This is a genomic window from Phenylobacterium sp. LH3H17, from assembly GCF_024298925.1.
Taxonomy (GTDB): domain Bacteria; phylum Pseudomonadota; class Alphaproteobacteria; order Caulobacterales; family Caulobacteraceae; genus Phenylobacterium.
This window is the reverse complement of sequence record NZ_CP101283.1, coordinates 3,009,705-3,035,400: the sequence shown is the minus strand read 5'-3', so window position 1 is coordinate 3,035,400 and position 25,696 is coordinate 3,009,705. Positions and strand designations below refer to the sequence as shown.

The following is a 25,696-nucleotide window of genomic DNA, read 5'->3' as shown; positions in this document are numbered from 1 at the left end:
TCCGATGCTCGAACTGCATGGCGTCACCAAGCGTTTCGGCGAGACTTGCGCCGTGGACAAGGTCAGCTTCTCGTGCGAGCGCGGCGAGCTGGTGGGCGTCATTGGCCGATCGGGGGCAGGCAAATCGACCCTGCTGCGGATGATCAACCGCCTGACCGACCCCAGCGAGGGCCGGATCACCTGGGACGGCGAGGACGTCAGCCGTCTGAAGGGGCCGGCGCTGCGGCGATGGCGCCGCCGCTGCGCGATGATCTTCCAGCAGTTCAACCTCTGCCCGCGCCTGGACGTGATCACCAATGTGCTCGTGGGTGTGGTGGCCGAGCGGCCGCTGGCCGCGTCGCTGATCAAGTTTTTCCCAGCATCCGACCGCGCCCGGGCCATCCTGGAGCTCGACGCCCTGGACATGGCCCACGCCGCCCTTCAGCGGGCCGGAACCCTGTCCGGCGGCCAGCAGCAGCGGGTGGCCATCGCCCGCGCCATGCTGCAGGAGCCCGACCTGGTGCTTGCCGACGAACCGGTGGCCTCGCTCGATCCCGTCAACGCCGAGGTGGTGATGGACGCCCTGCAGAAGATCTGCCGCGAGCGGAACGTGCCGGTGATCGTCAACCTGCACAGCCTGGAAATCGCGCGGCGCTACTGCACGCGGATCGTCGCCATGGCCAAGGGCGCGATCGTCTTCGACGGACCGCCAAGCGCGCTGACGCCCGCTGTGCTTGAGCGTGTCTATGCCGGCCGCGGCGTCCGCGCCCCCGAACCGCTGGCCGTGGTGGAAGCCGCCTGATGAGCCTGCGCCTCTCCGACGTCACCCTTGAGCCGGGCTATCGCTATTACGACGGGCACATCGCCTTGCCGGATGATGACGGCCTCGATCCGGCCCAGCCGGTGATCCACAAGGACGCCTCGGTGCATGACTGCATCCTGGGGCCCTGGACCCGCATCGGCGCCCGGACCAGCTTCTCGGAAGTGTCGATGGGCGCCTACAGCTACATCGTCAACGACGCCTCGGCGACCTATGCCGAGATCGGCAGGTTCTGCTCCATCGCCCGCGACGCGCGGATCAATCCCGGCAACCACCCGACCTGGAAGGCCGCCCAGCATCACTTCAGCTATCGGGCGCGGTCCTATGAGCTGGGCGTCGAGGATGACCACGAGTTCTTCGAATGGCGCCGCTCGCACCGGGTGACCCTCGGCCACGACGTCTGGATCGGGCATGGCGCGACCGTCTTGCCGGGTGTGACCATCGGGACTGGATCGGTGGTGGGCGCGGGCGCCGTGGTCTCCAAGGACGTCCCGCCCTTCACCATCGTCGGCGGCGTTGCGGCCAAGCCGATCCGAGAGCGCTTCCCGAAGGCCGTTCAGGATGGTCTTCTGGCGATAGCCTGGTGGGATTGGAGTCATGAGCGCCTCGCCGAAGCCCTTGAAGACTTCCGCCGGCTCGACGCCGACGCCTTCGTCGAAAAGCATGGCTGAGGCCGGCCTGCTGGTCCTGGTGGTCGGGCCCTCGGGGGCCGGCAAGGACACCCTGCTCGACTGCGCCAGGTCGCTGCTGGACGACGAGGCCGCCGTGGTGTTCCCGCGCCGGGAGATCACGCGGGCCCAGGACGCCGGCGGCGAGGACCATGTCGAGGTCAGCCGCGAAACCTTCGACCTACGCGACGCCTCCGGGGCCTACGCCCTGTCCTGGAGCGCCCACGGCCTCGGCTACGGGGTGCCGGCCGCGATCGCCGGCGACATCGCCGCCGGCCGGCGCGTGGTGGTCAATGTCTCGCGCGGCGTGGTCGAGGCCGCTCGCGCTAGGTTCGCCAAGGTCCGGGTGGTGACGATCACCGCCAACGCCTCGATCCTGGCCCAACGGCTGGCCCGGCGCGGCCGCGAGACGCAGGCCGAAATCGAGGCGCGGCTCTCCCGCGCCGACGCCGTCGAGGTGGCGGGCGACGACGTGGTTGAAGTCCGCAACGAGGGGGAAGTGGTCGCCGGCGTCGCCCAACTTCTCGACGCCATCAGGCGCTAGCGAGCGCGGCCTCGAAGCCGAAACGCTGGAGAATGTCGAACGGCGCCGCCCGATCGGCTTGCTTGAACACCGCGACTCCGTCGAACCGGTGCGGCCCGCTCTCCTCGGCGAAGTGGTCGCGCAGGACGCCCAGCACCCGTTCGCGCAGGTCCTCGTCGCGGACCTGGCCGGTCAGGGTCATGTGGAAGCGGAAGTCCTCGAACACATAGGGATAGCCCCAGGCGACCAGACGGGCGTCCTGTTCGGGAGTCAGCGGAGCCTTCCGCCGGCGCGCCAGGTCGAGCTCCCCGAGCGGGGCGCGGAAGGGGTCGAAGGCGCGCACGCAATCGCCATGCAGGGCGGCGATCCCGGTCGAGGGCTCCTGTTCCCGGAAGGCCAGGAAGCGGCCGAGGGCGGCGGGCGCGATGGCCGCCTCGAACGGCGCGCGCGCGGCCGCGAACCGTGCGGCGAAGTCCAGTAGCTCGGTCTCGGAGACGCCATCGGCCAGCTCGAAGGGCGCCTTGAGCGTTGCGTGGAAGCCGTAGTCGCGCGGATCGGCGGTCAGGGCGTCGAGATCGAGGCCGTCCAGATCCGCCAGGGCAGGGCGGGCCAGGACCTGGCCCGTATAGGCGTCCCGGCCCAGCCAGGCCGAGGCCTTGCGCCACAGGTCGTCGCCTGCGGCGGGGGCGTAGTAGATGGCGTAGCGGGGGCTCATGCGACCCGCAGGCCCTGACGCCAGACCTCTACCGGCACAGGCCAGCCCCCGGAGCGGCGCGAGACCCGCACCAGGTCGGCGCGTTGTCCCGGCGCGATCTCGCCGCGATCGGTGAGGCCGAGGCTGCGGGCCGGTCCGGCGGCGACCGTGGCCAGTGCGCGCTCGGGCGGCCAGCCGAACTCGTCGATCAGCATGAAGGCGGAACGCAGCATGGAGAGCGGCACATAGTCCGAGGCGAGAATGTCGAGCACGTCGTGTTGGGCGCACTCCCGAGCCGACAGATTGCCCGAATGCGACGCCCCGCGCACGAAGTTCGGCCCGCCCATGCAGATGGCCATGCCGTAGCCGCGGGCCGCCCGGGCGGCGGCCAGGGTCACCGGGAACTCGGCGATGACGCAGCCGTCGGCGTGGGCCTCATCGACTTGCTCGATGGTGGCGTCGTCGTGGGCGCACAGTGGCACGCCGTATTCGCGGGCGAAGGCCACCACGCTGCGGCGATTGTCGTGGGCGGCGGAGGGATCGCGGCCGGCATGGCGGCGGGCGACCATCTCCTCGACCTCGGCCTCGCTGCGCCCGGCGGCGACCATCCGCGCCTCCAGGGCGGCGACATTGGTGGTCTGCCGCTGGCCCGGTGTGTGGTCCATCACCGAGAGCAGCTTCAGGCGCGGATTGTCCGCGTGCGGCTCCAGCAGCGACAGGAGTTCGGGATTGGTCACCTCGCAGCGCAGGTGCAGCAGGTGCTCGGCGCGCAGGGCGCCGTCGGCCTGGGCCTGATCCATTCCGGCGATCATCGGCCCCAGCGCGGTCTTGCGGTCGAGGCCCTCCTTGCGGCCGTGCAGGCTGAGCGAGTCCAGCACCGTCGTGATGCCGGCCGCGGCGCATTGGCCGTCGTGGGCCAGGGCCGCGCCATAGGCGTCCCACAAGGCGCCCGGCCGCGGCTGGTAGTGCTTTTCCAGGTTGTCGGTGTGGATGTCGATCAGGCCAGGGACCAGGACGTCGCCGCTCCAATCCAAGGCTGACCTTGAGGGGCCAGCCCCGCCGTCGACGGCGACGACGAAGCCGTCGCGGATCACCAGTTCGGCGGCAAACTGGCCTTCGGGCGTAACGACGGCGTCAGAAAAGATGCGCAGTTCCATAATCTTACGCCGCCGCCTTGAAGTGCGAGACGATGAACAGTCGGGTGGCCACCGCGTCGCGGACGTCGTGATCGTGGAAAATGCCGATCATCGCCGCACCGGCGTCCAGCGCCTGCTGGATCAGCCCGACCACGATGGCGCGGTTCTCGGCGTCCAGGGACGCGGTCGGCTCGTCCAGCAGCAGCACCGGATAGTTGCGGATGAAGCTGCGCGCGATGTTGACCCGCTGCTGCTCGCCGCCGGAGAAGGTCGCGGGGGGCAGGTCCCAGTGGGCCCTGGGCAGGCGCAGGGCCGAGAGCAGGCCCTCCGCGCGGTCCTGGGCTTCCTTCGGATCGACGCCGTTCTCCAGCAGCGGCTCCATGACCAGGTGCAGGGTGGAGATCCGCGGGATCACCCGAAGGAACTGGCTGACATAGCCGAGCGTGCGGCGCCGCACGTCCAGAACCTGATGGGGCAGGGCGCGGGTGATGTCGACATAGGCGCCGTCGTGGCGCACCCGCACGGCGCCCTGGGTCGGCAGGTAGTTGCCGTAGATCGATCGCATCAGGGTCGACTTGCCGACACCGGACTCGCCGGCCAGGACGACGCATTCGCCCGGCGCGACTTCCAGCTTCAGACCCTCGAAAACCGGGATGCTGGCGTCGTCGGCGTTGTGGAGGACAAAGGTCTTGGCGAGATCCTCGACCACGATCAGGGGTTCTTGGCTCATGACGGGACCTAGATCTGCAGGACGGAGGAGACGAGGAGCTGGCTGTAGGGATGCTGGGGATCGTCCAGCACCTGGTCGGTGAGGCCGGTCTCGACCACGAACCCGCCCTTCATGACGATCAGTCGGTCGGCCATCAGCCGGGCCACCGCCATGTCGTGGGTGACGATGATCACCGCCAGGCCGAGGTCGCGGACCAGCTCGCGCAGCAGGTCCAGCAGCCGGGCCTGGACCGAGACGTCGAGCCCCCCGGTCGGCTCGTCCATGAACACCAGGCGGGGCCCGTGGATCAGGTTGCGGGCCACCTGGATGCGCTGCTGCATGCCGCCGGAGAAGTTGCGCGGCTTGTCGTCGATGCGCTTGGTGTCGAGCTCGACGCGTTCAAGCCATTCGATGGTGGCCTTGCGCATCCGCCCATAGTTGCGGTCGCCGAGGTTCATCAGCGGTTCGGCGACATTGGCCCCGCCGGAGACCCGCATGCGCAGGCCGTCGCGGGGGTTCTGGTGCACGAAGCCCCATTCCTCGCGCTGCATCCGCCGACGGTCGGGTTCGTTCAGGCCGTAGATGTCGGTCAGACCGAACCTGGACGTGTCGAACTCGACCTGGCCCGAGGAGGGCGGCAGGCGGCCGGAGATGCAGTTGAGCAGGGTGGTCTTGCCCGACCCGCTCTCACCGACCACGCCCAGCACCTCGCCAGGGCGCAGTTCGAAGGACACGTCGCGGCAGCCGACCACGTGGCCGTACCACTTGGTGAGGTTGTCGACCCGCAGCAGCGGCGCGGCCTGGACGGCGGCGCCTTCGAGGGTCTTGGTCATCGCGTTCATCACGCCGGCTCCTTCTCTAAGGCGGCGAGCTGGTGGCCGGCCATGGGGCCCTCGTGGCCCGCCGCGCGGCGTTCGGCGCAGAAATTGCTGTCCGAGCAGACGAACATCCGCGCGCCGCTGTCGTCGAGGATCACCTCGTCGAGATAGCTGTCGGTGGCGGCGCAGAGCGCGCAATCCTCCTCCCAGGTCTGGGTCTCGAACGGATAGTCCTCGAAGTCGAGGCTGCGCACCCGGGTGTGTGGCGGCACGGCGTAGATGCGCTTCTCGCGTCCGGCTCCGAACAGCAGGATCGCCTCGTTGTCGCCCATCTTCGGATTGTCGAACTTGGGGATCGGCGAGGGGCTCATCAGGTAGCGTTCCTCGATCATGGTCGGGTAGCCGACCGTCGAGGCGATGCGGCCATAGGTGGCCACGCTCTCGTAGAGCGAGACGTACTGCAGGCCGTATTCCTCATAGGCGTGCATGGCCCGCGTCTCGGTCTCGCGCGGCTCCAGGCCTCGCAGCGGCTCGGGCTGCGGCACCTGGAAGATCAGCACCTGGCCGGCGGTCAGCGGCTGTTCCGGGATCCGGTGGCGGGTCTGGATGATGGTCGCCTCCGCCGTGTCCTCGGTGACCGCCACGTCGGCGACCTGGGCGAAGAAGCGGCGGATGGAGACCGCGTTGGTGGTGTCGTCGGCGCCCTGGTCGATGCACTTGTAGACATCATCCGGCCCGATGATCGCGGCGGTCAGCTGGATGCCGCCGGTGCCCCAGCCATACGGCACGGGCATTTCCCGCGAGCCGAACGGCGCCTGGTAGCCCGGGATGGCCAGGGCCTTCAGGATCGCCCGGCGGATCATCCGCTTCGTCTGCTCGTCGAGATAGGCGTAGTTGTAGTAGCGCTCGGGTTCGTTGGCGCGGGTCATTCGGCGGCTTCCTTCATCGCGGCCTCGCGCGCGGCGTGTTCGCGGCGCAGGCGGCGGATCAGTTGCAGGTCGGCTTGGAAGTCGACGTAGTGAGGCAGCTTAAGGTGCTGCACGAAGCCCGAGGCCTCCACATTGTCGGAGTGGTAGAGGACGAACTCCTCGTCCTGGCACGGCGCGCCGGCCTCTCCGGCCGAGGCGTCGCGAAGGGCGCGGTCGACTATGGCCATGGACATGGCCTTGCGTTCGCAATGGCCGAAGGTCAGGCCGTAGCCGGCGGTGAACTGCGGCGCCTTCTCGACCCCGCCGGCGCCGGTGGAGATCATCTGGCACTCGGTCAGGCTCAGCTCGCCGATCTCGATGGGAAAGCCCAGCTCGTCGGGGATGAACTCGACGGCCACCTCGCCCAGGCGGATCTCGGCGCAGAGCGGGTGGGTCGAGCCCCAGCCGCGTTGCGAGGAATAGGCGAGGCTCAGCAGGAAGCCCTCGTCGCCGCGGGCTAGCGCCTGCAGCCGCTGGTCACGGCCGGCCGGGAAGGCCATGGGCTCGCGTGTGAGGTCGAAGGGCTCGGCCGCGTCGGGATTGACGGTGTCAACTTCCAGCAGGTCCTCGTGGGCGAAGACCGAGGCGATGGTGGCCATCGGATAGGCCTGGGGCTCCTCGGCCTCCAGCGCCGGCGGAACCGGTGTCTCGCCATTGGCGGCGAGGGCGAAGTCCAGCAGCCGGTGTGTGTAGTCGAAGGTCGGGCCCAGGACCTGGCCGCCGGGGATGTCCTTGAAGGCCGCCGAGACACGGCGGCGGACGGCCATCTGCCCGGTTTCGACAGGCAGCGACGCGCCGAAGCGGGGCAGGGTGGTGCGGTAGGCCCGCATGAGGAAGATGGCCTCGGGCAGGTCTCCGCGCGCCTGCTTGACCGCTAGGGCCGCCAGATCGCGGTCGTAGCAGGAGCCTTCGCTCATCACCCGGTCGATGGCGAGCGAGAGCTGCTCGCGCACCTGGTCGATCTCGATCTCGGGCACGGACACGTCGCCGCGCCGCTCCTCGGCCAGCCAACGATGGGCGTTGGTGATCGCCTTTTCGCCGCCCTTCACCGCAACATAGGCCATGGTCAGTCTCCCTTGATGGTGACGCGCGTGGAGCGCGGCAGGGCCGTCAGCCGGTCCCCGGCGGCGAAGATCAGATCGACGCCGAACTGGAATGTCTCGTGGTTGGCCTGGACCTGGGCCCAGAAACCGTCGGGCAGGCCGGCCAGCGCCAGGCTCGCCTCGTCCTTGATGCCAGGGCCTCGCAGCGTGACGGCCGGACCGCCGGTGAGCGCCGGCAATTGGATCACCAGGGTGGTCGAGCGGTCGGGGTACTTCGCGTCGCCCTGATTGAAGGCCGCCAGGACCGGCGCCGTGGCCAGGTCGGTGACCAGGGCGAAGGCCGCCCGCAGGGGATCGGGGGTGAGCGGGCAGCCGGCATGGAATCGCAGCCAGCGCTCGGCCGGCCCGCCGGCCAGGGCGAGGTCGAGCCAGACGGGGGTCTCGAAGTCGAACAGGGTGAGCGCCACGGCGCCGGCGGCGCGGTCCAGGCCCTGCGGCGCGTCGGGAGCGAAGGGGACGTCGTAGATCGTTCCCGGTCGCGCCATGGCGTCCATCACCCGGCGGAAGATGGCTTGGGACTCCCGGGTCGGGTCGCCGAAGGCTGGGGCGACCTCGGCCAGGTCCAGGGCTGTGGAAGGCGACATCAGTTCGGGCTCCGGGTGCGGACCATGGTGAAGAAGTCGACCTTGGTGGCGGCCGCCTTGCGCGCGGCGGTGTCGCGGCGCTGGTCCTGAGCGCGGGCCAGGCGGGCGACTATGGCGCCCTCGACGGCGGGCCGTAGGGCCGGGGACTGCATCATGGCGTCGACCGCCGCGGCGATCTCCGCATGGCGGCGGTCGCGGCCGGCTACATAGCCGATCCCCGTCTCGCCGCTGTCGAGCCGCACCGCGGCCCGGGTCACGGTCATCTCACCCAGGTTGAAGGCGTCGCCCGCCCCGCCCATGCGGCCGCGGACCAGGACCATGCCGATCTCCGGAGCCCGCAAGGCGCGGTAGGTCGGCCGTTCGGTCAGGGCGTCCCAGGCCTCGGATACTTCGTTCGCGGGCGCCTTGGCCAGGATCGACAGCCAGCGCCGCCGTTCCGGTGCGGCCTCGACAACCGTTTGAGCTGGCATCGCCTACCTCCAACAACCAAGCAATATGTTGTATTCGCTTAAGTCTAGTGTTAGTTGAGGTAGAATTTAGTCGCAACAAACGGATAGTGAACTTTCTTTGACAACAGTAAAACTTGTCTAGGAAGGTGTCGCAAGACTGACAAGGAGCCGTGGTATGGCGATGGACATGCCCCTTTGGCGAGAAATCTCACAGTCCCTGGAGCGCCGCATCTTGGCGCGCGAACTGACACCGGGCGACAAGCTGCCGACCGAGTTCGAGCTCTCGCGGGAGTTCATGGTCAATCGGCACACCGTGCGCCGCGCGCTGTCTGACCTGCAGGACAAGGGCATCGTGGAGTCGACCCAGGGCCGTGGCAGCTTCGTGCGCCGCCCGGCCGCCCCCATGCGGCTGCAGCGTCGGCCGCGGTTCACCGAGCGCGTGCTCGAGCGCGGCCGAATCCCGCGCACCGAGACCATCAAGCTGCTGGTGCGGCCGGCAGACTCCAAGGTGGCGGGTCAGCTGGGCATAAGGGCCGGCCAGCCGGTGATCTATCTGGAGCGCCGGCGCTTGATCGACGACGAGCCGACCGGGCTCTCGCAGCACCATTTCAGCCACGACCGGTTCCCGACCTTCATCGAGATGTACCGGAGCCGCGGCACCATCACCCAGACCCTGATCGACTCCGGCATCCCCGACTACACCCGGCGGCGCACGGCGATCTCGGCGCGGCTGCCCACCGCCCAGGAGGCCGAGCAACTGCGCTTGCCCCGGCACGTACCGCTGCTGGTCCACCGCTATCTCAACATCGACGGGCTGGGTCGGCCGCTGGAGTACGGGATCTCCCGCTCCACGACCGAGGTCGAGATCGATTTCCCAGAGCCCGAACGCGACTGAACCATCCGCAGGAGTCGACCGTGGAACACGCCTTCAAGAACGCCCAGGTGGTCACCGAGGGCGAGTCGTTCCTGGGCTCGGTCCTGGTCCGCGACGGCAGGATCGTGGCCGTGGACCGCGGCGCCGGCGGGGTGGGCGAGGACCTGGAGGGCGACGTCCTGATGCCCGGCGTCATCGACCTGCACACCGACAACCTCGAGAAGCACTTCTTCCCGCGTCCCAATATCGACTGGAACCCGGTCTCGGCGGCGGTGACCCACGACGGCTGCTGCCTGTCGGTGGGTGTGACCACGGTGTTCGACAGCCTCAGCATCGGCTCGTTCAATCCGGCGGTGGCCCGCAACCACGACAACATGATCCGGCTGGTCGACGGCGTGTTGGCCGCTCGTGACGGGGGGATGCTGAAGGGCGATCATCGACTGCACTGGCGCTGCGAGACTCCGGCGGACGACCTTCCGGACCGGCTGGAGCAACTGGCGGGCCACTCGCTGACCGCGCTCTTCTCGCTGATGGACCACACGCCGGGCCAGCGGCAGTACCGCAATCTGGAGAAGCATCTGGCCAACTGGAGCGCCAACGGCATGAGCGATCAGGCCATCGACACCCGCATGGCCGAGATCCGAGATCGCCAAGGCCGCAACGCCGTCAAGCACCGCAGGCTGGTGGCCGAGATCGCCCGCGACCGCCTCGCGCCCTTGGCCAGCCACGACGACGAAGACGTCGCCCACATCGACGATGCCGCCGACCTGGGCGCCACGGTGGCGGAGTTCCCGGTGACGGTGGAGGCCGCCCGCCGCGCCCGCGAGCGCGGGATGATCGTGGTCATGGGCGGGCCCAACCTGATCCGCGGCGGCTCCTATTCCGGCAACGTGCCGGCCGCCGAGCTGGCTGACGCCGACCTGCTGGACGCCTTTGCGTCCGACTATGTCCCGCGCAGCCTGATCGAGTGCGCCTTCGCCCTCACCGACGAACGGTTCGGCTGGAGCCTGGCCAAGGCGGTCGCCCTGGTCACCGCCGGACCGGCCCGCGCCGCCCAGATGGAAGATCGCGGGGTGATCGAGCCCGGCCGCCGCGCCGACCTGGTGCGGGTTCGCATCGCCGGCGGCCTGCCGGTGATCCGCGGCGTGTGGGTGGAAGGCGCCCGGGCGGCCTGAACGCTCCATGATCGACGCCGAACTCGCGCGCCGTTTCCCCCTCCCAATGAAAAGCGTCCCTGCGCCGGAGCACAGGGACGCGGAGTATTCGATCGGGCCCACCGTGGCGGGCCCGATCGAGGGGATCAGAAGCTGGCGCGGACGCCGAACAGGTACTTGCGGCCGAAGCCTTCGACCTCGTAGGGCCGGTTTTCCTGGCCCTGGTAACGGACGCCCCGCTCGTCGGTGAGGTTGTTGGCGTCCATGAACAGCGAGAAGCGCTCGTTGATCTCATAGCGGACCGAGAGGTCCAGCCGCGTGGTCTCGTCCCAGTAGAGGTTGGAGTTGGCCGCGCTGCCGCTCGGGAACACCTCGTCCAGCCAGTCGGTGCGGTACTGGTAGGTGAGGCGCGTCGACAGGCCGTACTTCTCGTAGAACAGCGTGGCGCCGAGGATCCGGTCGGAGGTGCCCGGGAACTTCACGGTCGAACCGTCCGGGGTCTCGAAGTCACCCGTGGTGAAGGACAGGCTGCCCTGGAAGCCGAAGCCGGAGAGCCAGCCTGGGAGGAAGGTCCAGGGCTGGTAGTAGACGAACTCCACACCGCTCAGGCTGCCCTTGCCGCCGTTCAACGTGGTGGTGAAGGTGTAGGCGCTGCGGTCGACGCCGCCGAAGTCATAGCCATCGTCGCCCACAATGGTGGAGGCGTCGAACAGCACGTCCTTGACCTCGCGATGATAGGCGCTGACGGCGAGCAGCGAGGCCGGGGCGAAGTACCATTCCAGCGAGGCGTCCATCCCGTAGGCCGTTTCCGGTTTCGCGAACGGATTGCCGCCGGTGATGGTCTGCGCCGAGTCACTCACGCTGACCGTGGCCCGCAGGTCCGTCAGGCTGGGCCGCGCCTGGCCGGAGATGAAGGCGGCGCGGACCTTCAGGTCGTCGGAATAGTCGAAGGTGTAGTGCAGGCTGGGGAAATACTGGGTCTCTTCCGCCGAGAAGGTCAGCGGGATCAACACCCCGCCCAGGGCGGCCCGCCCCTCGGTCTCCAGTTCCGTGCGCTCGATGCGCAGGCCGGCGATCAGGGTGTGGCGGTCCCACTTCCAGCGGTTCATGGCGTAGGCGGAGGCGACAGTCTCGTCGACGGTGTTGAACGACCGGGGATCGAAGTCATAGACCGCGAAATTGCCCGTTCCCGCCTTGTTGGCGGCGCGGGCGGCCTCCATCAACGCGTCGAGCTGATGGCGCATGGCCTTGTTGTGCATGTAGCCGACGGTGTAGCCGAAGTCGAAGTTCGTATCCCACGGGTTGGTGGTCACGTACGAATTGGCGTTCCACGGCAGGCCGAGCTGGTTGGCCACATTGCGCAGGTTGAAGCCGTTGCGGTTGCCGGTCACCACCGAGCCGTCGCGCCGCACCAGGGCCACGTCGGCGCCCTCCTGGCTGCGATCGTCGTACTGGAAGCCGGCCGAGAAGGTGGCCTCGGCGCCGAAGCTCTCCCAGTCGCGCGTGATGTCGGCCTTGGCCGTGACGGCGTCGGTTTCGAGACGGTAGCTCGACTCCGTGGCGAACTCCTCCGGGAAGAAGAGCTGGTTCAGCGCCGTCCGCTGCGGGCCGCGGGTCAGGACGCCGCCGACGCTGACCGTGTCATAGAAGTCGGTGTGCGGGATGCCGCCGGGAGAAGCGTCGACGGTGAGGTGCAGCGACGGCAGCAGGGCGGCGTTGGCGGCGCCGGGCGCGCCCAGCGCGGTCGACGTCTGCCGGGTGACGAGCGGGATGTCGCCGTTGAACTCGGTCTCGGTGTAGGCGAGATCCCAGTTGGCGTTCCAGCCGCTCAGCTCATGCTCGCCGTGCAGGACGGTCAGCTTCACGCCGTTGGAGAAGGTACCGTACTCGAACTGGGAGTCCATCGGCACCCCGACCATGTCGACGGTCTGGAAGTTGCGGGTTCCGGAGAAGCCTTGGCTGTACTGGAAGCGATACTGGTTGCGCTCCTCGAAATCGTTGAACTCGGTCTTCAGGTGGGTCAGCGAGAAGCGGTTGTTGTCGTCCGGCCGGTACTCGACCCGGCCGGAATAGGACTCGGTCTGGCGGGTGATGATGTACTTGGTGATCCGCAGCTGGGTGATGCCGACGCTGTCGAACCGCGGCTCGGAATTGTCCGTATGCTGCTCGAAGGAATAGTGCGAGCCGATCAGGCTGAAGCCCCAGGTGTCGTTGGCCCAGGACAGGCGGCCGGAATATTGCTCCACAGGGCCGTCGCCCATGTCCACGAAGCCGCCGCCGGCGTCGAACGTGCCGTGGAAGCCGGGATTGTCCATCGGCGAAAACGTGCGGATGTTCACGCGGCCTGCCAGCGACTCCGCTGGCATGCTGGGCAGGAGGGTTTTGTTCAGCACCACTTCGCTGATCTGGGCGGCGGGCACGGAATCGAAGCGGAAGATCCGATCCTCGGCGCCGAGGATATTGATCCCGTCGAGGGCCACGGTGGTCCAACGGGTGGGCGCGCCGCGGATCTGGATGTAGCGTTCCTGGCCCTGGTCGCGCTGAACCCCGATGCCGGGCAGGCGAGCCAGCGCGCCGGCGGCGGTGGCGTCGGGGAAGCGCCCGATGGTGTCGGCTGCGATCACGTTGACTACGTTGTCGGCCTCTTTCTGAATTTGAAGCGACTTCTCCAGGCTCTCGCGGATCGGCGCGGTGACCACCAGCTCGGAGACGGCGTCGTCGTCATCGGCGAAGGCGGGCGCCCCGAAAGCCAGGGGAACCCCGGCGCAGAAAGCGAAGAGCAGCGCCTTGCGCGAGGCTCGGCGTGGCATCGGATGGTGAGAATTGGTTGAAAGCATCGACCGTCCCCCTTGGCTGCATCGACAGCGGACGGGTTGGTCAGTTATCGGGGGCTGGTGTCAGTCAGGCTCCGGTTTGGTGACCGTCGGATGTTTGTTCGGTGACTTGTCGGGCGCCGAGGCGTGAGCTGCGACGGGCATCGATCCGGCGGCTGTCGGCGAGTTGAATGCGCCTTGCATGGCCGCACCCGTTCCGCGACTCTTGGAAACCTGGAGTCTTCCGGGAGCAAGCCTGACCCATGCCGCCGCCGAAATTGATCCGCACCTGCTCGATCTGGCGGGCGCTGGAGGTGGTGGGGGACACTTCCATCCTGTTGATCTTGGAGGCCTCATGGATCGGGGCGCGGCGTTTCGACGAGTATCGCGCCCGCACCGGCCTGCTGCCCACCCTGCTCAGCGACCGGTTGAAACGGCTGGTGGCCGCCGATGTCCTGGAGAAGGCGCCCTACAGCCGATCGCCGCCGCGGTTCGAATACCGCCTGACCCGCAAGGGTCGCGACCTCTACTGGCCGGCCCTGATGATGCTGCGCTGGGAGCGTCGCTGGAGCGCGCCGGAGGGCAGGCTGCAATTGCGGCTGCGGCACCGGACCTGCGGTCAGGTCTTCGAGCCCGTGCCCAGCTGTCTGAACTGCGGCGACGAGATCAGCGCTCGCGACGTCGACTGGACCGAGGGGCCCGGCGTCGGCTGGATGGCCGCGAGCTACAGCCGCCGCCGCCAGCGGCGCCATGCCGTCGAGACCTCGTCCTCGCTGATGGTCGACGTGGCGCAGCTCACCGGTGACAGGTGGGCGAGCCTGGTGCTGCGTTCGATCTTCACTGGCCTGCGCCGGTTCGACCAGATCCAGCGCGACACCGCCATGGCCACCAATATCCTGTCGGAGCGCCTCTCGTGGCTCACTGGCTTCGGCGTGATCGGGTCCCACGACCTGGGCGGCCGGCGGTCCGAGTACCGGCTGACCGAGAAAGGCATCGACTACTATCCGGTCCTGCTCATGCTGCTGCGGTGGGGCGACAGGTACTACGTCTCGCCCGAGGGCCCGCCGCTGCTGCTGCGCCACAAGGCCCACGGTCATGACCTGGAGCCCGCCGTCACCTGCTCCTGTTGCAGCCAGCCGGTGGAGGCCCACGACGTGACCTTCGAGGTGATCGAGGCCGAGACATCCCGGAGGCTCGAGACGGCCGGCTCACCATGGCGCCGCTGTCCTTGAACCGCAGGTCTGCCGGCTCCCTGCTCAGGCTGCGGGGGTTCCGGCGACGAACCCGTTGAGGATCAGTTCGCGGTCGGCCCACACCGCATGGGTGCCGCTGGAGAGCTTGTGAGGCAGGGCGATGCGGACCACCGGCCCGTCGGCGAAGCGCTTGGCGTCGATCAGCACGCATTCCGAGGTCTGGGTGTTCTCGTCGATGATGAAGCTCACCAGATAGCCGTCGTCCTCGTCCTTGGCGCCGATGCGGGGGACGAAGGGCGCCTCGCTGGCGTAGCGGCCCTCGGGCAGGGTCACTTCCCAGGACTCCCCGGTCTCCAGGTCGTGCTTGACGAAGCCGGTGAACAGGAACCAGCCGGGCTTGCTGGTGGTCGAGTAGGCGTACCGGTAGGGCTTGCCGGCGTAGCGTTGATTGAACATCCCGAACTCCAGGACGCGGGGGTCCATGTGGTGTTCGCGGGTCTCGCCGGTGTTCAGGTTGAAGCGCCAGCGATGCAGCCGGGGCAGGAAGGAGTGCTCGTCCAGGAAGCCCATCATGTGGGCGTAGCCGTCCGGCGCGTCGGCCAGTGGCCGCGGTGTGGGCTTCTCCTGGAAGTAGCCGTCCATGACGATCTCGTCGCCGTCCTCATAGGCGTTGAGGAAGTGCAGGATGTAGGTCGGGTCGGCCTCGAACCAGCGGATGTCCTGCGCATCGCCATACCGCGGGATGATCCCGAAGCGGGACGGGATGCCCGGATGGGCGCGCACGGCGTGGATGCCGCGCTTCAGCAGCTCCGCGTCCCAGAACACCGGCAGGTCGTTGAGGATCGAATAGTTGGCGGTGAAGGCCATGTCGTGCGGCAGACGCGGGCCGGGCAGGGGGACCGGCGTGTAGTGGGTGAGCTTCCCGTGCCGGTCGACCACCCCGTAATGCATGTAGGGCGCGTGCTTGGAGTAGTTGAAGAACAGCAGCTCGCCGGTGGCCTCGTCGACCTTGGTGTGGGCCGAGACGCCGTCCAGCGGTCCCCAGCTCGCCACGCCGCCCTGCTCGAGGGTCTCGGGATCCAGCCAATAGGCTTCGCCGCACTGGTAGAAGGTCGAGACGATCTTGCCGCCATGCACCACCACGTCGGTGGAGGATGAATCCTTCAGCCCGCCATGGGCGCCGAAGCCTGGCCGCAGCGAGACCTCAGGCCCGTCCATCAACCCGCCCCAGAGCGCCCGGCCGGCCTCCTGTTCCGTCTCGAAACCTCGGGTGCGCACGAAGCGGTTCCGGTAGTCGGCGCGGCCGCCCTCGAAGCTGATCATGTGCAGCATCCCGTCGCCGTCGAACGGATGATAGCGGCCCAAGGGTTGCTGCACCGGGTTCTCTGTGTTGCGCACATAGACCCCGTCGATGTCGGTCGGAATGGCGCCCTCGATCACCTCCAGGTCCGTGGCGTCGACCTCTTCGTGCAGCGGCGTCCAGGCGCCGGTCAGATAGGGATGGTTGCTGGGTCGGAGCGATGTCTTCACCGGGGACAGGCGCTCAATCTTCACTGGGGGTCTCCGAAGCTCGATCATTGGCGCCAGCGCCCCTGAACTCAGGCTAGCACCTTAGTCTTGTTGTGCAAGTGAGGCTCGGATGCGCGCGCGCGGGAGCCACGGAAGGGGTGGTGGTCATCGAGCGCGTCGATCGCTTCGTCCACAAGGGCCATGGCGCCGGCCCGCGTCGCCGCTATCATGCGGCGATGCGGCTGTTGAATCTCCATGCGGACACCGCTTGCCCAGCCGTGGCGCGCCTTGAGGCTGACGTCACCCGTCCGCGGTCAGGCTTGCTGGCTCTGCGCTATGTCGTCACCGGGACGATGCGGGACGTCAGCCTGCCGCCCCTGGCCGAGCCGAATCGCGCCGACGGGCTGTGGCGGCGAACCTGCTTCGAGGCGTTCGTCCGGCCCGGGCCTGGCGAGGCCTATTACGAGTTCAACTTCTCGCCTTCGACGGAGTGGGCGGCCTATCGGTTCGACGGCTACCGGCAGGGAATGCGGCCCGCCGAAGGCCTCGATGCGCCGCGCATCGAGCCGATCGCGACCGACCAGGGTTTCGAGCTGAGGGTCTCGCTCGACCTGGACCAGGTTCCGGGCCTGGCCAAGGCCGGCGCCTGGCGGCTTGGCCTCTCCGCGGTGATCGAAGACGCGGCCGGGGGCATCTCGTACTGGGCGCTGGCCCATCCGCCGGGTAAGGCGGACTTCCATCACGCCGATGGCTTCGCGTTAGACCTTCCAGCCCCCGGGGCCCCATGAGATTTGGCATAGATCGACTGCTCGACGAACCGTCCCTGCGCGCGCCGCTGGCGGGTCGCCGCATCGCATTGCTCGCCCATCCGGCGTCGGTCACCCGGGACCTGGAGCATTCGCTCGACGCCCTGGCGGCCTGCGCCGATCTGAAGGTCACCGCCGCCATCGGGCCGCAGCACGGCCTGCGCGGCGACAAGCAGGACAATATGGTCGAGTCGCCGGACTTCAAGGATCCGGTGCATGGGATCCCGGTCTTCAGCCTCTATGGCGAGGTCCGCCGGCCGACCGAGGCGATGATGGAGAGCTTCGACGTCCTGCTTGTCGACCTGCAGGACCTGGGCTGTCGCATCTACACCTTCATCACCACCCTCCGCTATGTGCTGGAAGCGGCGGCCGAATACGGCAAGGCTGTCTGGGTGCTGGACCGGCCCAATCCGGTCGGCCGGCCCGTCGAGGGCCTGACCCTGCGCCCGGGCTGGGAGAGCTTCGTCGGCGCCGGTCCGATGCCCATGCGCCACGGGCTCACCCTGGGGGAGCTGGGTCACTGGTTCATCAAGACCCTGAAGCTCGACGTCGAGTACCGAGTGATCGAGATGGACGGCTGGGCGCCTGACTCAGCGCCCGGCTTCGGCTGGCCCCTGGGCGGGCGGACCTGGGTCAATCCCAGTCCCAACGCGCCAAACCTCTGGATGGCGCGGGCCTATGCCGGAACGGTCATGCTGGAAGGTGCGACCCTGTCGGAGGGCCGCGGCACGACCCGGCCGCTGGAACTGTTCGGCGCTCCGGACATCGACGCGCGGCGGGTCATCCAGGAGATGCGCGCGCTTGCGCCCCAGTGGCTGGCCGGCTGTCATCTCCGCGACTGCTGGTTCGAGCCCACCTTCCACAAGCATGTGGGCCAGCTCTGCAACGGCGTGCAGATCCACACCGAGGGGCCCGTCTACGACCACGGAGCCTTCCGGCCCTGGCGTCTCCAGGCCCTGGCCTTCAAGGCGATCCGCCGTCTCTATCCCGACTATCCGCTGTGGCGCGATTTCCCGTACGAGTACGAGATCGGCAAACTGGCCATCGACGTGATCAACGGCGGCCCTGCGCTTCGGGAGTGGGTGGACGACGCGAACGCCACCCCGGGCGACCTGGAGGCGCTCACCTCGCCGGACGAACGGGCCTGGCTGGTCGAGCGGCGGGGATTCGAACTCTACTGAGATCGCGCCGAGGCGTTCCGCGGCTCCTACACCCACAACGGCATCCAGAGCGGCGCGGTCTGGCGGAAGTAGGGGTGTCACCTGAGCCGAACCCTAAGGGGGAAGGGGCGCCGCGATTGCTGGGGGAGGAGGCTTCGCGGCCGGCTCAGGTGACAGGGCGACTAGGGAACATGACTTACTAGTTGCGTAATAACTGTAGTTCGAGCCGCCCAGGCGCGCAAGCCCCAATTCCGGGTCGCGCCGCCGGCGGTCAGCCGAAGGGCTCTTCCAGGCTGGGTTGGGGTTGCGTGAACCACGCGGCCCCTTCCGTCGTGACGTGGAAATGGTCTTCCAGCCGCACGCCGAAGGCGTCGGGGATGACGATCATCGGCTCGTTGGAGAAACACATGCCCGGCGCGAGCGGAGTCTTGTCGCCACGGACCAGATAGGGCGCCTCGTGGATCGACAGGCCGATGCCGTGGCCGGTGCGGTGGGGCAGGCCCGGCAGGTCGTAGTCGGGGCTGAAGCCGGCGGCTGCCAGCACCGAGCGCGCCACCGCGTCGATCTGCTCGCAGGGCACGCCGGGCTTCACGGCGGCGAACGCGGCGGCCTGGGCGCGTTTCTCCACTTCCCAGACTCGCCGATGCTCCGGCGAGGGCTCGCCGAACGCATAGGTTCGAGTGATGTCGGAATTGTAGCCCTGCACGCGACAGCCCGTGTCGATCAGCACAAGGTCACCCTCGGCCAGGGCCTGTTCGCCCGGCAGGCCGTGAGGATAGGCGCTGGCCAACCCGAACTGCACCGCACAGAAGGACGAGCCGTCATCGGCGCCTAGCGCCCGGTGCGCCTGGTCGATGAAGCGGCGCACCGCGGTCGTGGTGATCCCCGGCGAAAGGATGGCCGCGGCGCGGCGGTGGACCTCCAGGGTCATGGCCTTGGCCTGGGACATCAGGGCCAGTTCGGCGGGCGACTTGATCATCCGGCATCCGTCGATGACCGGCGCGCCGTCGATCAGCGCGACACTCGGGGCGGCGAGGCGCAGGCCGTTGAACGCGAAGAAGGGCAGGGCGGGATCGATGGCCAGGCTTTTGGCGTCGAAATCGCGCAGGGCGCGGGCGGCGAGCGCGTAGGGGTTCTCGTGCTCCTCCCACAGCAGCATCTGAGCCTCGATCCCGAGCGATGCCTCCAGCGAGCCCAGCTCGAAACGGGGGCTGACCATTCTCGGCGGACCTCTCAGCGGCAGGATCATCGCCACCAGCCGCTCGGTGGCGTTCCAGCCGACCCCGGCGAAATAGCGCAGCGAGGCGCCGGCCCCAACGATCAGTGCGTCAGCGCCGATCTCCGCCATCAGCTCCCGGGCGCGGGCGATGCGCACCACCCTCTCGTCGCGGCTGATGGCCGGCGCGGGATTGGGCCAGGCGGCGAGTTGAGATAGCTCGATCTCCGCGGTCGAGCCGCCAATGCCGTGGGTCATGCTGAAACTCCGCTGCTGGGCGCTAGCCTGGCTTCCTAACGCCACCTACAACTTGCCGCCATGGCCGGAAGTCAGGATTTCGCCGCCGATCCGCGCAACGCGACGGCGCTCATCTATCTCAACGGCGACCTGGTGCCCCGCGAGGCGGCGAAGGTCTCGATCTTCGACGCCGGCTTCGTGCTGGGGGACGGGGTCTGGGAAGGCTTGCGCCTGCACAAGGGCGCCTTGCTGTTCCTCGACGCCCATATGGACCGGCTCTACGAGGGGGCGCGGACCATCGACCTGGACATCGGCCTGACGCGCCAGGGCCTGGTCGCCGAGATCCGCCGGCTGCTGGCGGCCAACGGGATGGAGGACGGCGCCCACCTGCGGCTGATGGTGACCCGGGGCGAGAAGGCCGCCGCCAACCAGGACCCCCGCAACTGGCTGGGCAAGCCGACCATCGTCGTCACCGCGGAGTACAAGTCGCCCAGCCCGGAGATCGTCACGCGCGGCCTGTCGTTGTTCACCTCGACAATCCGCTGCACCCCGGCTGACATGTTCGACATGCGCCTCAATTCCCACAGCCGGCTCAACCTGATCCAGGCGCTGCTGCAGGCGATCAAGGCCGGGGCGGATGAGGCGCTGATGCTGGACCCTCAGGGCTTCGTCTCCAGTTGCAACGCCACCAACTTTTTCTTCGTCCGGGACGGGCGGGTGCTGACCTCCTCGGGCGCCTACTGCTTCAACGGGGTGACGCGGGCCAACGTGATCGCGCTCTGCGAGGCGCATGGCGTGCCGGTCACCCTGGGCGACTTCACTCTGGCGGAGGTCTATTCGGCCGACGAGGCCTTCGTGACGGGCACCTTCGGCGGATTGACCCCGGTGCGCTCGGTCGACGGCCGCGAGCTGCCGGCCGCTCGGCCGGGGCCGGTGACCCAAAAGCTGCGGGCGGCCTATGAGGCGCTCAAGGACGCCCAGGCCTGCTGATGGAAACGGTGCGGGTCGCCATGTGGTCGGGGCCGCGCAACATCTCCACGGCGATGATGCGGGCCTTCGAGAACCGGCCGGACACCGCCGTGGTCGATGAGCCGTTCTACGCCGCCTATCTGGCGGAGACCGGCCTGGACCACCCGATGCGCGAGGAGGTTCTCGCCTCGCAGCCGCTGGACTGGGGGGAAGTGGCCGCGGCCATGGCCGGGGGTGCGCCGGACGGGGCGGCGGTCTTCTACCAGAAGCACATGACCCACCACATGCTGCCGGGCTTCGGCCTGGACTGGACGCGGGCCTGCCGCAACGCCTTCCTGATCCGCGAGCCCGAGGCCGTGCTCGCCTCGTATACGGTCAAGCGCGCCGAGGTGACCCTGGAGGACATCGGCGTCGTGCGGCAGCACGAACTGTTCGTCCGTGAGTGCGATAGCCTGGGCGTCGCCCCGCCGGTGGTGCTGGGCGCCGATGTCCGCGCCGACCCGCGCGGCATGCTCACTGCGCTTTGCGCGGCGCTGGCCATCCCCTTCCGCGACGAGATGCTGAGCTGGCCCGCCGGGCGGCGCGACACCGACGGGGTCTGGGCACCGGCCTGGTACGACGCGGTGGAGCGCTCGACCGGATTCGAGGCGCCCGAGTCCCGGGCCGCGTCGTCACTCTCCGATGACCTGCGGCGCATCGCCGACCAGGCGCGCCCCTACTACGAGGCCCTCGCGGCCCACAAGCTTCACCGGTAAACCCGATTTCAACGTTCGTCCGGCAAGTTCAGGCCATCATTCCTGGACGCGCGAACAGATGAGCGATCGCCGAAGACTGCCGAGTTCGAGCCTCACGCCCGGCGATCTTTCGGGCATGACGATCCTGGTCGTGGATGATCACTCCAATACGGTGCGCCTGATCGGCGACGTCCTGCGCGCGGCCGGGGTTGGCGAGGTGTACACCGCCTCCGATGGTCTGAAGGCCCGCGAAGTGCTGTATCATCGCCAGCCCGACATGATCTTCACCGACTCCCGGATGCCGTTCATGGACGGCATGGAGCTGACCCGCTCGATCCGACGCGCCGCCGTCATCCCCGACCCGCGGGTGCCCAATCCCGAGGTGCCGATCGTAATGGTCACCAGCGAGCGCAGCGCGGGCCATGTGCACCGGGCGCGGCTGGCCGGGGTCAACGAGTTCGTCATCAAGCCGTTCACGCCCGCGGCCCTGCTGTCGCGGATCCAGCTCGTCCTGACCAAGCCCAGGCCGTTCATCGTCAGTGAGGTCTATGTCGGCCCCTGCCGCCGCCGACGGGTGGAGCTCAACTATTCCGGCCCGATGCGCCGCGGCGAGGACCCGGTCGAGGTCTCCGATACCGGCGGCCGCGCCGAGGCGCGCGATACCATCCGGGTCGAGCTCGACGCCATGCGCCGGATGATCTCGGCGCGTGGGACCGTGGATCGGCCGACCCTGCAGATGATCCATCGGGTGATGCAGCACACGGTGTTTCGCGCCCGCCAGGTGCGCGACAAGGCCGTCGAGTGGGCGGCCGTGGCCCTGGTGGAATATGTCGACGAGGTGGGCCTGCCCGAGCTGTGCGACATCAAGATCATCGAGGGTCATTTCACGACCATCGCCAACCTGCTCGGATCCGAGGATCTGGATGCTATGGCGGCTGCCTGAGGGCGTTCGTATATAGGCGGCCATGGCTGAAGCCTTCAACGACCTCATCCTGCCTGCCGACAAGGCCGCGCGTTACGGCGCCGTCGCCGAGGAAATCGCCGCCGTCCTCGATGGCGAACCGAACCTGACCGCGCGGATGGCCACCGTCGCATCCATGCTGGCGGCGACATTCGACAGCTATTTCTGGACCGGCTTCTATGTGGTCGATCCCGACAGGCCGCGCGAGCTGGTGGTTGGGCCCTACCAGGGCACCCTGGGGTGCCTGCGCATCGCCTATGGGCGCGGGGTCTGCGGCGCGGCGGCGGAGAGCGGCCAGACCCAGGTGGTGGCCGACGTCCACGCCTTTCCCGGACACATCGCCTGCGACAGCCGCTCGGCCAGCGAGATCGTCGTGCCGGTGTTCGGAAAGGGCGGCGAGCTGATCGCTGTGTTCGACGTGGACTCCGCGGAGCCGGCAGCCTTCGACGAGACCGACGCGGCCTGGCTGCAAACCATTCTCCGGGATACATTTTCGGTCTGAGCCTTGCATCGGCCGGTCCATCTTTCCCTAACCGGGACAAGCTAGACTGGTGATCTGATGCTGACCGCCGAAACCTTTCATCCGGTCTACCTATCGGAGTCCGACATCGCCACCTGGCGCGGACTCTGCGCCTCGCGGCCGGACTTCGCCAATCCCCTGCTGGGCCCCGATTTCGCCCTGGCCGTGGGCGAGGTGCGCGCCGACGCGCGCGTGACGGTCTGGCGCTGGCCGGAGCGGGTGGCCGGGTTCCTGGCCTATCATCGCCGGCCTGGCGGTTTCGCCCGTCCGATCGGCGCGCCGCTTTCGGACTATCACGGCCTCGTGGGGGCGTCGGGCCTGGACGCCGAACACGCCCTGACCGTCGCGGGCCTGGCCGCCTACCGCTTCACGGGCCTGGTCGATCCCAACAACGCCTTCGGCTCCGGGTTGGTCAATTCGCGCGAGGCCTATCAGATCAACCTGGGCGGCTCGGCCGACGCCTATCTGGAAGCCCTGCGCGTCGAGAGCCCAAAGCGGTTCAAAAACTATCGCCGTCTCGACCACAAGCTGGACCGCGAGGTGGGCGAACTTTCCATCCGCGCCCCCGACCGTGATCCCGAGGCCTTCGACAGGCTGATCGCCTGGAAGCGGGCCCAGCTGGTCCGCACCGGCTCTCACGACTTTCTGCGTCCGAGCTGGACCCGGGCCCTGATGGCCTCGCTGTTCAATCGCGATCGCGGCGACTTCCAGGGGCTGATGATCAACCTTTATGCGGGCGAGCGGCTGGTGGCCGGCCATTTCGGCATCCGCGTCGGCGGCGTCTACCATCCGTGGATCGCCTCGACCGATCCGGAGTTGGCCGCCTGGTCGCCCGGACAGGTGTTCCTGCAACGGGCCATCGCCGCCATGCCTGCGCTTGGACTGACCACCTACGATCTGGGTCCCGGCCATGACCACTACAAGCGGCCTTACGCCCTGGACACCCGCGTCGTCGCCGAGGGCACGGCCACCAGCACCGGATCGCGCGGGCTGATGGCGCAAGCCTCCGAACAGGCCTGGGCGCTCGCCGGCGCCAATCGCGCCGGCCTGGTCGGCAGCTTCCGCCGTCGGCTGGACGTGATCTCAGCGACCGAACTCTCGCTCGCCGACCGCGCCGCGGGCCTGGCCGACGCTCTGGCCGCCAAGGCGCGCGGCGGATCCAGCGTGGCGGAGGCCGCCTGATCCGATGAGCGCACCGCTGGTCAGCCTGATCATCCCGACCCAGCGCCGCCGGGACGGCCTGATCACGGCCGCGCTCTCGACCTTTCGGCAGATCGGCGTCGACCTGAACGAGCTCGAGTTGATCATCGTCGACAACGACCAGGTCGATTCCGCGCGCGCCACGGTTCGCGCGCTCGCCGACGAGGCGCCGTTCCCGGTGACCTATGTCCACGAGCCCGCACCCGGCGTCGCCAATGCGCGCAATGCCGCCATGGCCCGGGCCAAGGGGGACCTGATCGCCTTCCTTGACGATGACGAGGAGGCGCCTGAGGGCTGGCTCGCCGCCCTGCTGGCCGCCATGGCGCGACACCAGGCCGACGTGGTTTTCGGACCGGTGCGGGGCCGGGCGCCGGAAACCACCGTCGCCCACCGAGACTATCTGGAGAAGTTCTTCTCCCGCGAGGGACCGGCCGAGGCGGGCCTGCTCGACCACTATTACGGCTGCGGCTGTTCGCTGCTGCGCCGCGCCGCCCTGCCGCACCCCAAGGCTCCGTTCTCCGCCATCCGCAACCACATCGGCGGCGAGGACGATCTGTTGTTCGGCCAGATGCGGCGCGATGGCGCGAAGTTCGCCTGGGAGCCGGCGGCCTGGGTCTGGGAGGACCCCGTGCCGGCCCGCCTGACCTTGCGCTATACGATCCGCCGCGCCTTCGCCTATGGCCAGGGCCCGGCCTCGGCCTGCGCCGCGGCCAGCCCGCCCGACCATCTGGGCGTGGCCGGCTGGATGGCCCAGGGCCTGGTCCAGGCGGCCGTGTTCGGGGCGCTCGCCGGGTTCAAGTGGCTGATCCGCGCCCCCGATTTCGCGCCCACCCTGGACCGTGCGGCCCGGGGCCTGGGCAAGACCCTGTGGTGGGGTCCGTTCAAGATCCACTTCTATGGCCTGAGGGCTGGCGCATGAGCCTGATCACCGACTGGACGCCGCAGAAGGGCGCGGCCTTCGGCAAGGCCAACCTGGCCTTCCGGCACGGGCTGCACGAGCGCCCGATGTTCTCCGACGCGGGGCTCGAGGAGCTGCTCGACCGCTATCCGCGCGAGAAGCTGGGTGTCTTCACCATGGGCGGGGACCCGGTGGCCTGGACGACCTGGCGCAAGGGCGCGGCGAACGGGCTGTCGGGCTCGAAGCTGCTGGAGGCCGCCCAGGCCGGCCGCATCTGGCTGAACCTGCGCCAGACCAACGACCACCTTCCCGAATACGCGCGGCTGGGCGATGAGATTTTCGCCGAGAAGGAGGCGATGAGTCCGGGCCTGAGGACCTTCAAGCGCGACCTGGGCATGCTGATCTCCTCGGCCAACGCCCAGGTGTTCTACCATCTCGACGTGCCGCTGGTGTCGCTGTGGCAGCTCCGCGGCCAGAAGCGGGTCTGGGTCTATCCGGTGGCCGACCCCTATGTGGGCCAGGAGACGCTGGAGCGGATCGTGCTCAAGGAAACCGCCGAGCAGTTCACCTTCGACCCGGCCTGGGACGCCGGCGCAGAAGTCCATGACCTGACCCCCGGCCAAATGGTCACCTGGAAGCAGAACGCCCCACACCGGATCGAGAACGGGCCGATGCTCAATGTCTCGCTCTCCATCGAGTTCATGACGCCGCGGGCCCTGATGCGGGCCAATGTGATCTACGCCAACGGCGTCTTGCGGCGCCGGCTGGGCGCGCGGCCGAGCATCCAGGACGGCTTCACGCCGGTCGCGCTGGGTAAGCTGGCCATCGCCCGCGCGGCCAAGGCGCTCAAGCTCCAGGCGCCCCAGGAACGGGTGCTGCCGACCAGCTTCCGGCTGGACTCCAAGCGCCCCGGAATGCTGCTTCCAGCCTAACTTCAAGCGAGGTTGGCTTACGCCGCGTCGACCTCCTAAATAGCCTCCGACGCGCGAACGACGCGCAAA

The 25,696-nt window shown here is 68.6% G+C and carries 26 protein-coding genes; 15 read left to right on the top strand and 11 right to left on the bottom strand.

Annotation, left to right across the window (positions count from 1 at the left end):
- The first annotated feature begins 4 nt into the window (after positions 1-4).
- Genes phnC through phnN form a run of 3 tightly spaced genes read left to right on the top strand, consistent with a single transcriptional unit; the run spans position 5 to position 2,011 of the window.
- Positions 5-781 carry a phosphonate ABC transporter ATP-binding protein gene (phnC, locus tag M9M90_RS14870; RefSeq protein WP_254834002.1) on the top strand — a complete coding sequence of 259 codons (777 nt, stop codon included), beginning with the start codon at positions 5-7 and terminating at the stop codon, positions 779-781.
- The gene (locus tag M9M90_RS14865; protein ID WP_254834001.1) at positions 781-1,470 is read left to right on the top strand and encodes a DapH/DapD/GlmU-related protein; all 690 of its coding nucleotides are present in this window, start codon (positions 781-783) and stop codon (positions 1,468-1,470) included. Before phnC ends, M9M90_RS14865 begins: the two co-directional genes overlap by 1 nt.
- A complete protein-coding gene (gene phnN, locus M9M90_RS14860) occupies positions 1,463-2,011 on the top strand; it encodes a phosphonate metabolism protein/1,5-bisphosphokinase (PRPP-forming) PhnN (protein WP_254834000.1) in 549 nt (182 codons plus the stop codon). Before M9M90_RS14865 ends, phnN begins: the two co-directional genes overlap by 8 nt.
- Here phnN and M9M90_RS14855 read toward each other — a convergent pair.
- The 8 genes from M9M90_RS14855 to phnG are packed head-to-tail and all read right to left on the bottom strand — an operon-like array spanning position 2,001 to position 8,472.
- On the bottom strand, positions 2,001-2,705 hold the full coding sequence (locus M9M90_RS14855; RefSeq protein WP_254833999.1) for a DUF1045 domain-containing protein: 705 nt from the start codon (positions 2,703-2,705) through the stop codon (positions 2,001-2,003). The genes phnN and M9M90_RS14855 overlap by 11 nt on opposite strands.
- A complete protein-coding gene (locus M9M90_RS14850; protein ID WP_254833998.1) occupies positions 2,702-3,841 on the bottom strand; it encodes an alpha-D-ribose 1-methylphosphonate 5-triphosphate diphosphatase in 1,140 nt (379 codons plus the stop codon). The genes M9M90_RS14855 and M9M90_RS14850 overlap by 4 nt, the downstream gene beginning before the upstream one ends.
- Before the next feature lie 4 nt (positions 3,842-3,845).
- Positions 3,846-4,550 (bottom strand): phosphonate C-P lyase system protein PhnL, encoded by a 705-nt coding sequence (gene phnL, locus M9M90_RS14845; RefSeq protein WP_254833997.1) that lies wholly within the window; start codon positions 4,548-4,550, stop codon positions 3,846-3,848.
- An 8-nt stretch (positions 4,551-4,558) separates the two neighbouring features.
- Positions 4,559-5,371, bottom strand: coding sequence for a phosphonate C-P lyase system protein PhnK (gene phnK / locus M9M90_RS14840; RefSeq protein WP_254833996.1), 813 nt, complete (start codon positions 5,369-5,371; stop codon positions 4,559-4,561).
- Complete coding sequence (locus M9M90_RS14835) at positions 5,371-6,276, bottom strand: alpha-D-ribose 1-methylphosphonate 5-phosphate C-P-lyase PhnJ (protein WP_254833995.1); 906 nt, start codon at positions 6,274-6,276, stop codon at positions 5,371-5,373. Before M9M90_RS14835 ends, phnK begins: the two co-directional genes overlap by 1 nt.
- Positions 6,273-7,379: a carbon-phosphorus lyase complex subunit PhnI gene (locus M9M90_RS14830; RefSeq protein ID WP_254833994.1), complete on the bottom strand. Its 1,107-nt coding sequence runs from the start codon at positions 7,377-7,379 to the stop codon at positions 6,273-6,275. The genes M9M90_RS14835 and M9M90_RS14830 overlap by 4 nt, the downstream gene beginning before the upstream one ends.
- 2 nt (positions 7,380-7,381) lie before the next feature.
- On the bottom strand, positions 7,382-8,002 hold the full coding sequence (gene phnH / locus M9M90_RS14825) for a phosphonate C-P lyase system protein PhnH (protein ID WP_254833993.1): 621 nt from the start codon (positions 8,000-8,002) through the stop codon (positions 7,382-7,384).
- Positions 8,002-8,472, bottom strand: a complete 471-nt coding sequence (phnG, locus tag M9M90_RS14820; protein ID WP_254833992.1) for a phosphonate C-P lyase system protein PhnG — start codon at positions 8,470-8,472, stop codon at positions 8,002-8,004. The genes phnH and phnG overlap by 1 nt, the downstream gene beginning before the upstream one ends.
- Before the next feature lie 154 nt (positions 8,473-8,626).
- On the opposite strand from phnG, the gene phnF reads away from it, so the two are divergent.
- Positions 8,627-9,346, top strand: coding sequence for a phosphonate metabolism transcriptional regulator PhnF (phnF, locus tag M9M90_RS14815; RefSeq protein WP_371876863.1), 720 nt, complete (start codon positions 8,627-8,629; stop codon positions 9,344-9,346).
- Between the two features lie 20 nt (positions 9,347-9,366).
- Positions 9,367-10,500, top strand: a complete 1,134-nt coding sequence (locus tag M9M90_RS14810; RefSeq protein ID WP_254833990.1) for an alpha-D-ribose 1-methylphosphonate 5-triphosphate diphosphatase — start codon at positions 9,367-9,369, stop codon at positions 10,498-10,500.
- 125 nt (positions 10,501-10,625) lie between these two features.
- On the opposite strand, the gene M9M90_RS14805 is transcribed toward M9M90_RS14810, so the two are convergent.
- On the bottom strand, positions 10,626-13,316 hold the full coding sequence (locus M9M90_RS14805; protein WP_254833989.1) for a TonB-dependent receptor: 2,691 nt from the start codon (positions 13,314-13,316) through the stop codon (positions 10,626-10,628).
- Positions 13,317-13,555: 239 nt separating this feature from the next.
- Between M9M90_RS14805 and M9M90_RS14800 the strand changes: the two genes are divergently transcribed.
- A complete protein-coding gene (locus tag M9M90_RS14800) occupies positions 13,556-14,524 on the top strand; it encodes a helix-turn-helix domain-containing protein (RefSeq protein WP_254833988.1) in 969 nt (322 codons plus the stop codon).
- 24 nt (positions 14,525-14,548) lie between these two features.
- Here M9M90_RS14800 and M9M90_RS14795 read toward each other — a convergent pair whose 3' ends face one another.
- Positions 14,549-16,039, bottom strand: coding sequence for a carotenoid oxygenase family protein (locus M9M90_RS14795; protein ID WP_254833987.1), 1,491 nt, complete (start codon positions 16,037-16,039; stop codon positions 14,549-14,551).
- Positions 16,040-16,155: 116 nt separating this feature from the next.
- Here M9M90_RS14795 and M9M90_RS14790 point away from each other — a divergent pair, with 116 nt between their 5' ends.
- Both M9M90_RS14790 and M9M90_RS14785 read left to right on the top strand, forming a co-directional pair.
- A complete protein-coding gene (locus M9M90_RS14790; protein WP_254833986.1) occupies positions 16,156-16,782 on the top strand; it encodes a DOMON-like domain-containing protein in 627 nt (208 codons plus the stop codon).
- Positions 16,779-17,981: an exo-beta-N-acetylmuramidase NamZ domain-containing protein gene (locus M9M90_RS14785; protein ID WP_254833985.1), complete on the top strand. Its 1,203-nt coding sequence runs from the start codon at positions 16,779-16,781 to the stop codon at positions 17,979-17,981. Before M9M90_RS14790 ends, M9M90_RS14785 begins: the two co-directional genes overlap by 4 nt.
- Positions 17,982-18,231: 250 nt before the next feature.
- On the opposite strand, the gene M9M90_RS14780 is transcribed toward M9M90_RS14785, so the two are convergent.
- On the bottom strand, positions 18,232-19,434 hold the full coding sequence (locus tag M9M90_RS14780; RefSeq protein ID WP_254833984.1) for a Xaa-Pro peptidase family protein: 1,203 nt from the start codon (positions 19,432-19,434) through the stop codon (positions 18,232-18,234).
- A gap of 60 nt (positions 19,435-19,494) precedes the next feature.
- On the opposite strand from M9M90_RS14780, the gene M9M90_RS14775 reads away from it, so the two are divergent.
- Genes M9M90_RS14775 through M9M90_RS14745 form a run of 7 tightly spaced genes read left to right on the top strand, consistent with a single transcriptional unit; the run spans position 19,495 to position 25,627 of the window.
- On the top strand, positions 19,495-20,403 hold the full coding sequence (locus M9M90_RS14775) for an aminotransferase class IV (protein WP_254833983.1): 909 nt from the start codon (positions 19,495-19,497) through the stop codon (positions 20,401-20,403).
- Complete coding sequence (locus tag M9M90_RS14770; protein WP_254833982.1) at positions 20,403-21,137, top strand: hypothetical protein; 735 nt, start codon at positions 20,403-20,405, stop codon at positions 21,135-21,137. Before M9M90_RS14775 ends, M9M90_RS14770 begins: the two co-directional genes overlap by 1 nt.
- A 58-nt stretch (positions 21,138-21,195) precedes the next feature.
- A complete protein-coding gene (locus M9M90_RS14765) occupies positions 21,196-22,059 on the top strand; it encodes a response regulator (protein WP_254833981.1) in 864 nt (287 codons plus the stop codon).
- A 22-nt stretch (positions 22,060-22,081) separates the two neighbouring features.
- A complete protein-coding gene (locus tag M9M90_RS14760) occupies positions 22,082-22,579 on the top strand; it encodes a GAF domain-containing protein (RefSeq protein WP_254833980.1) in 498 nt (165 codons plus the stop codon).
- 57 nt (positions 22,580-22,636) lie between these two features.
- A complete protein-coding gene (locus M9M90_RS14755) occupies positions 22,637-23,779 on the top strand; it encodes a GNAT family N-acetyltransferase (protein WP_254833979.1) in 1,143 nt (380 codons plus the stop codon).
- Positions 23,780-23,783: 4 nt separating this feature from the next.
- Complete coding sequence (locus M9M90_RS14750; protein ID WP_254833978.1) at positions 23,784-24,716, top strand: glycosyltransferase family 2 protein; 933 nt, start codon at positions 23,784-23,786, stop codon at positions 24,714-24,716.
- Positions 24,713-25,627: a hypothetical protein gene (locus M9M90_RS14745; protein ID WP_254833977.1), complete on the top strand. Its 915-nt coding sequence runs from the start codon at positions 24,713-24,715 to the stop codon at positions 25,625-25,627. Before M9M90_RS14750 ends, M9M90_RS14745 begins: the two co-directional genes overlap by 4 nt.
- The last annotated feature ends 69 nt before the right edge of the window (positions 25,628-25,696 follow it).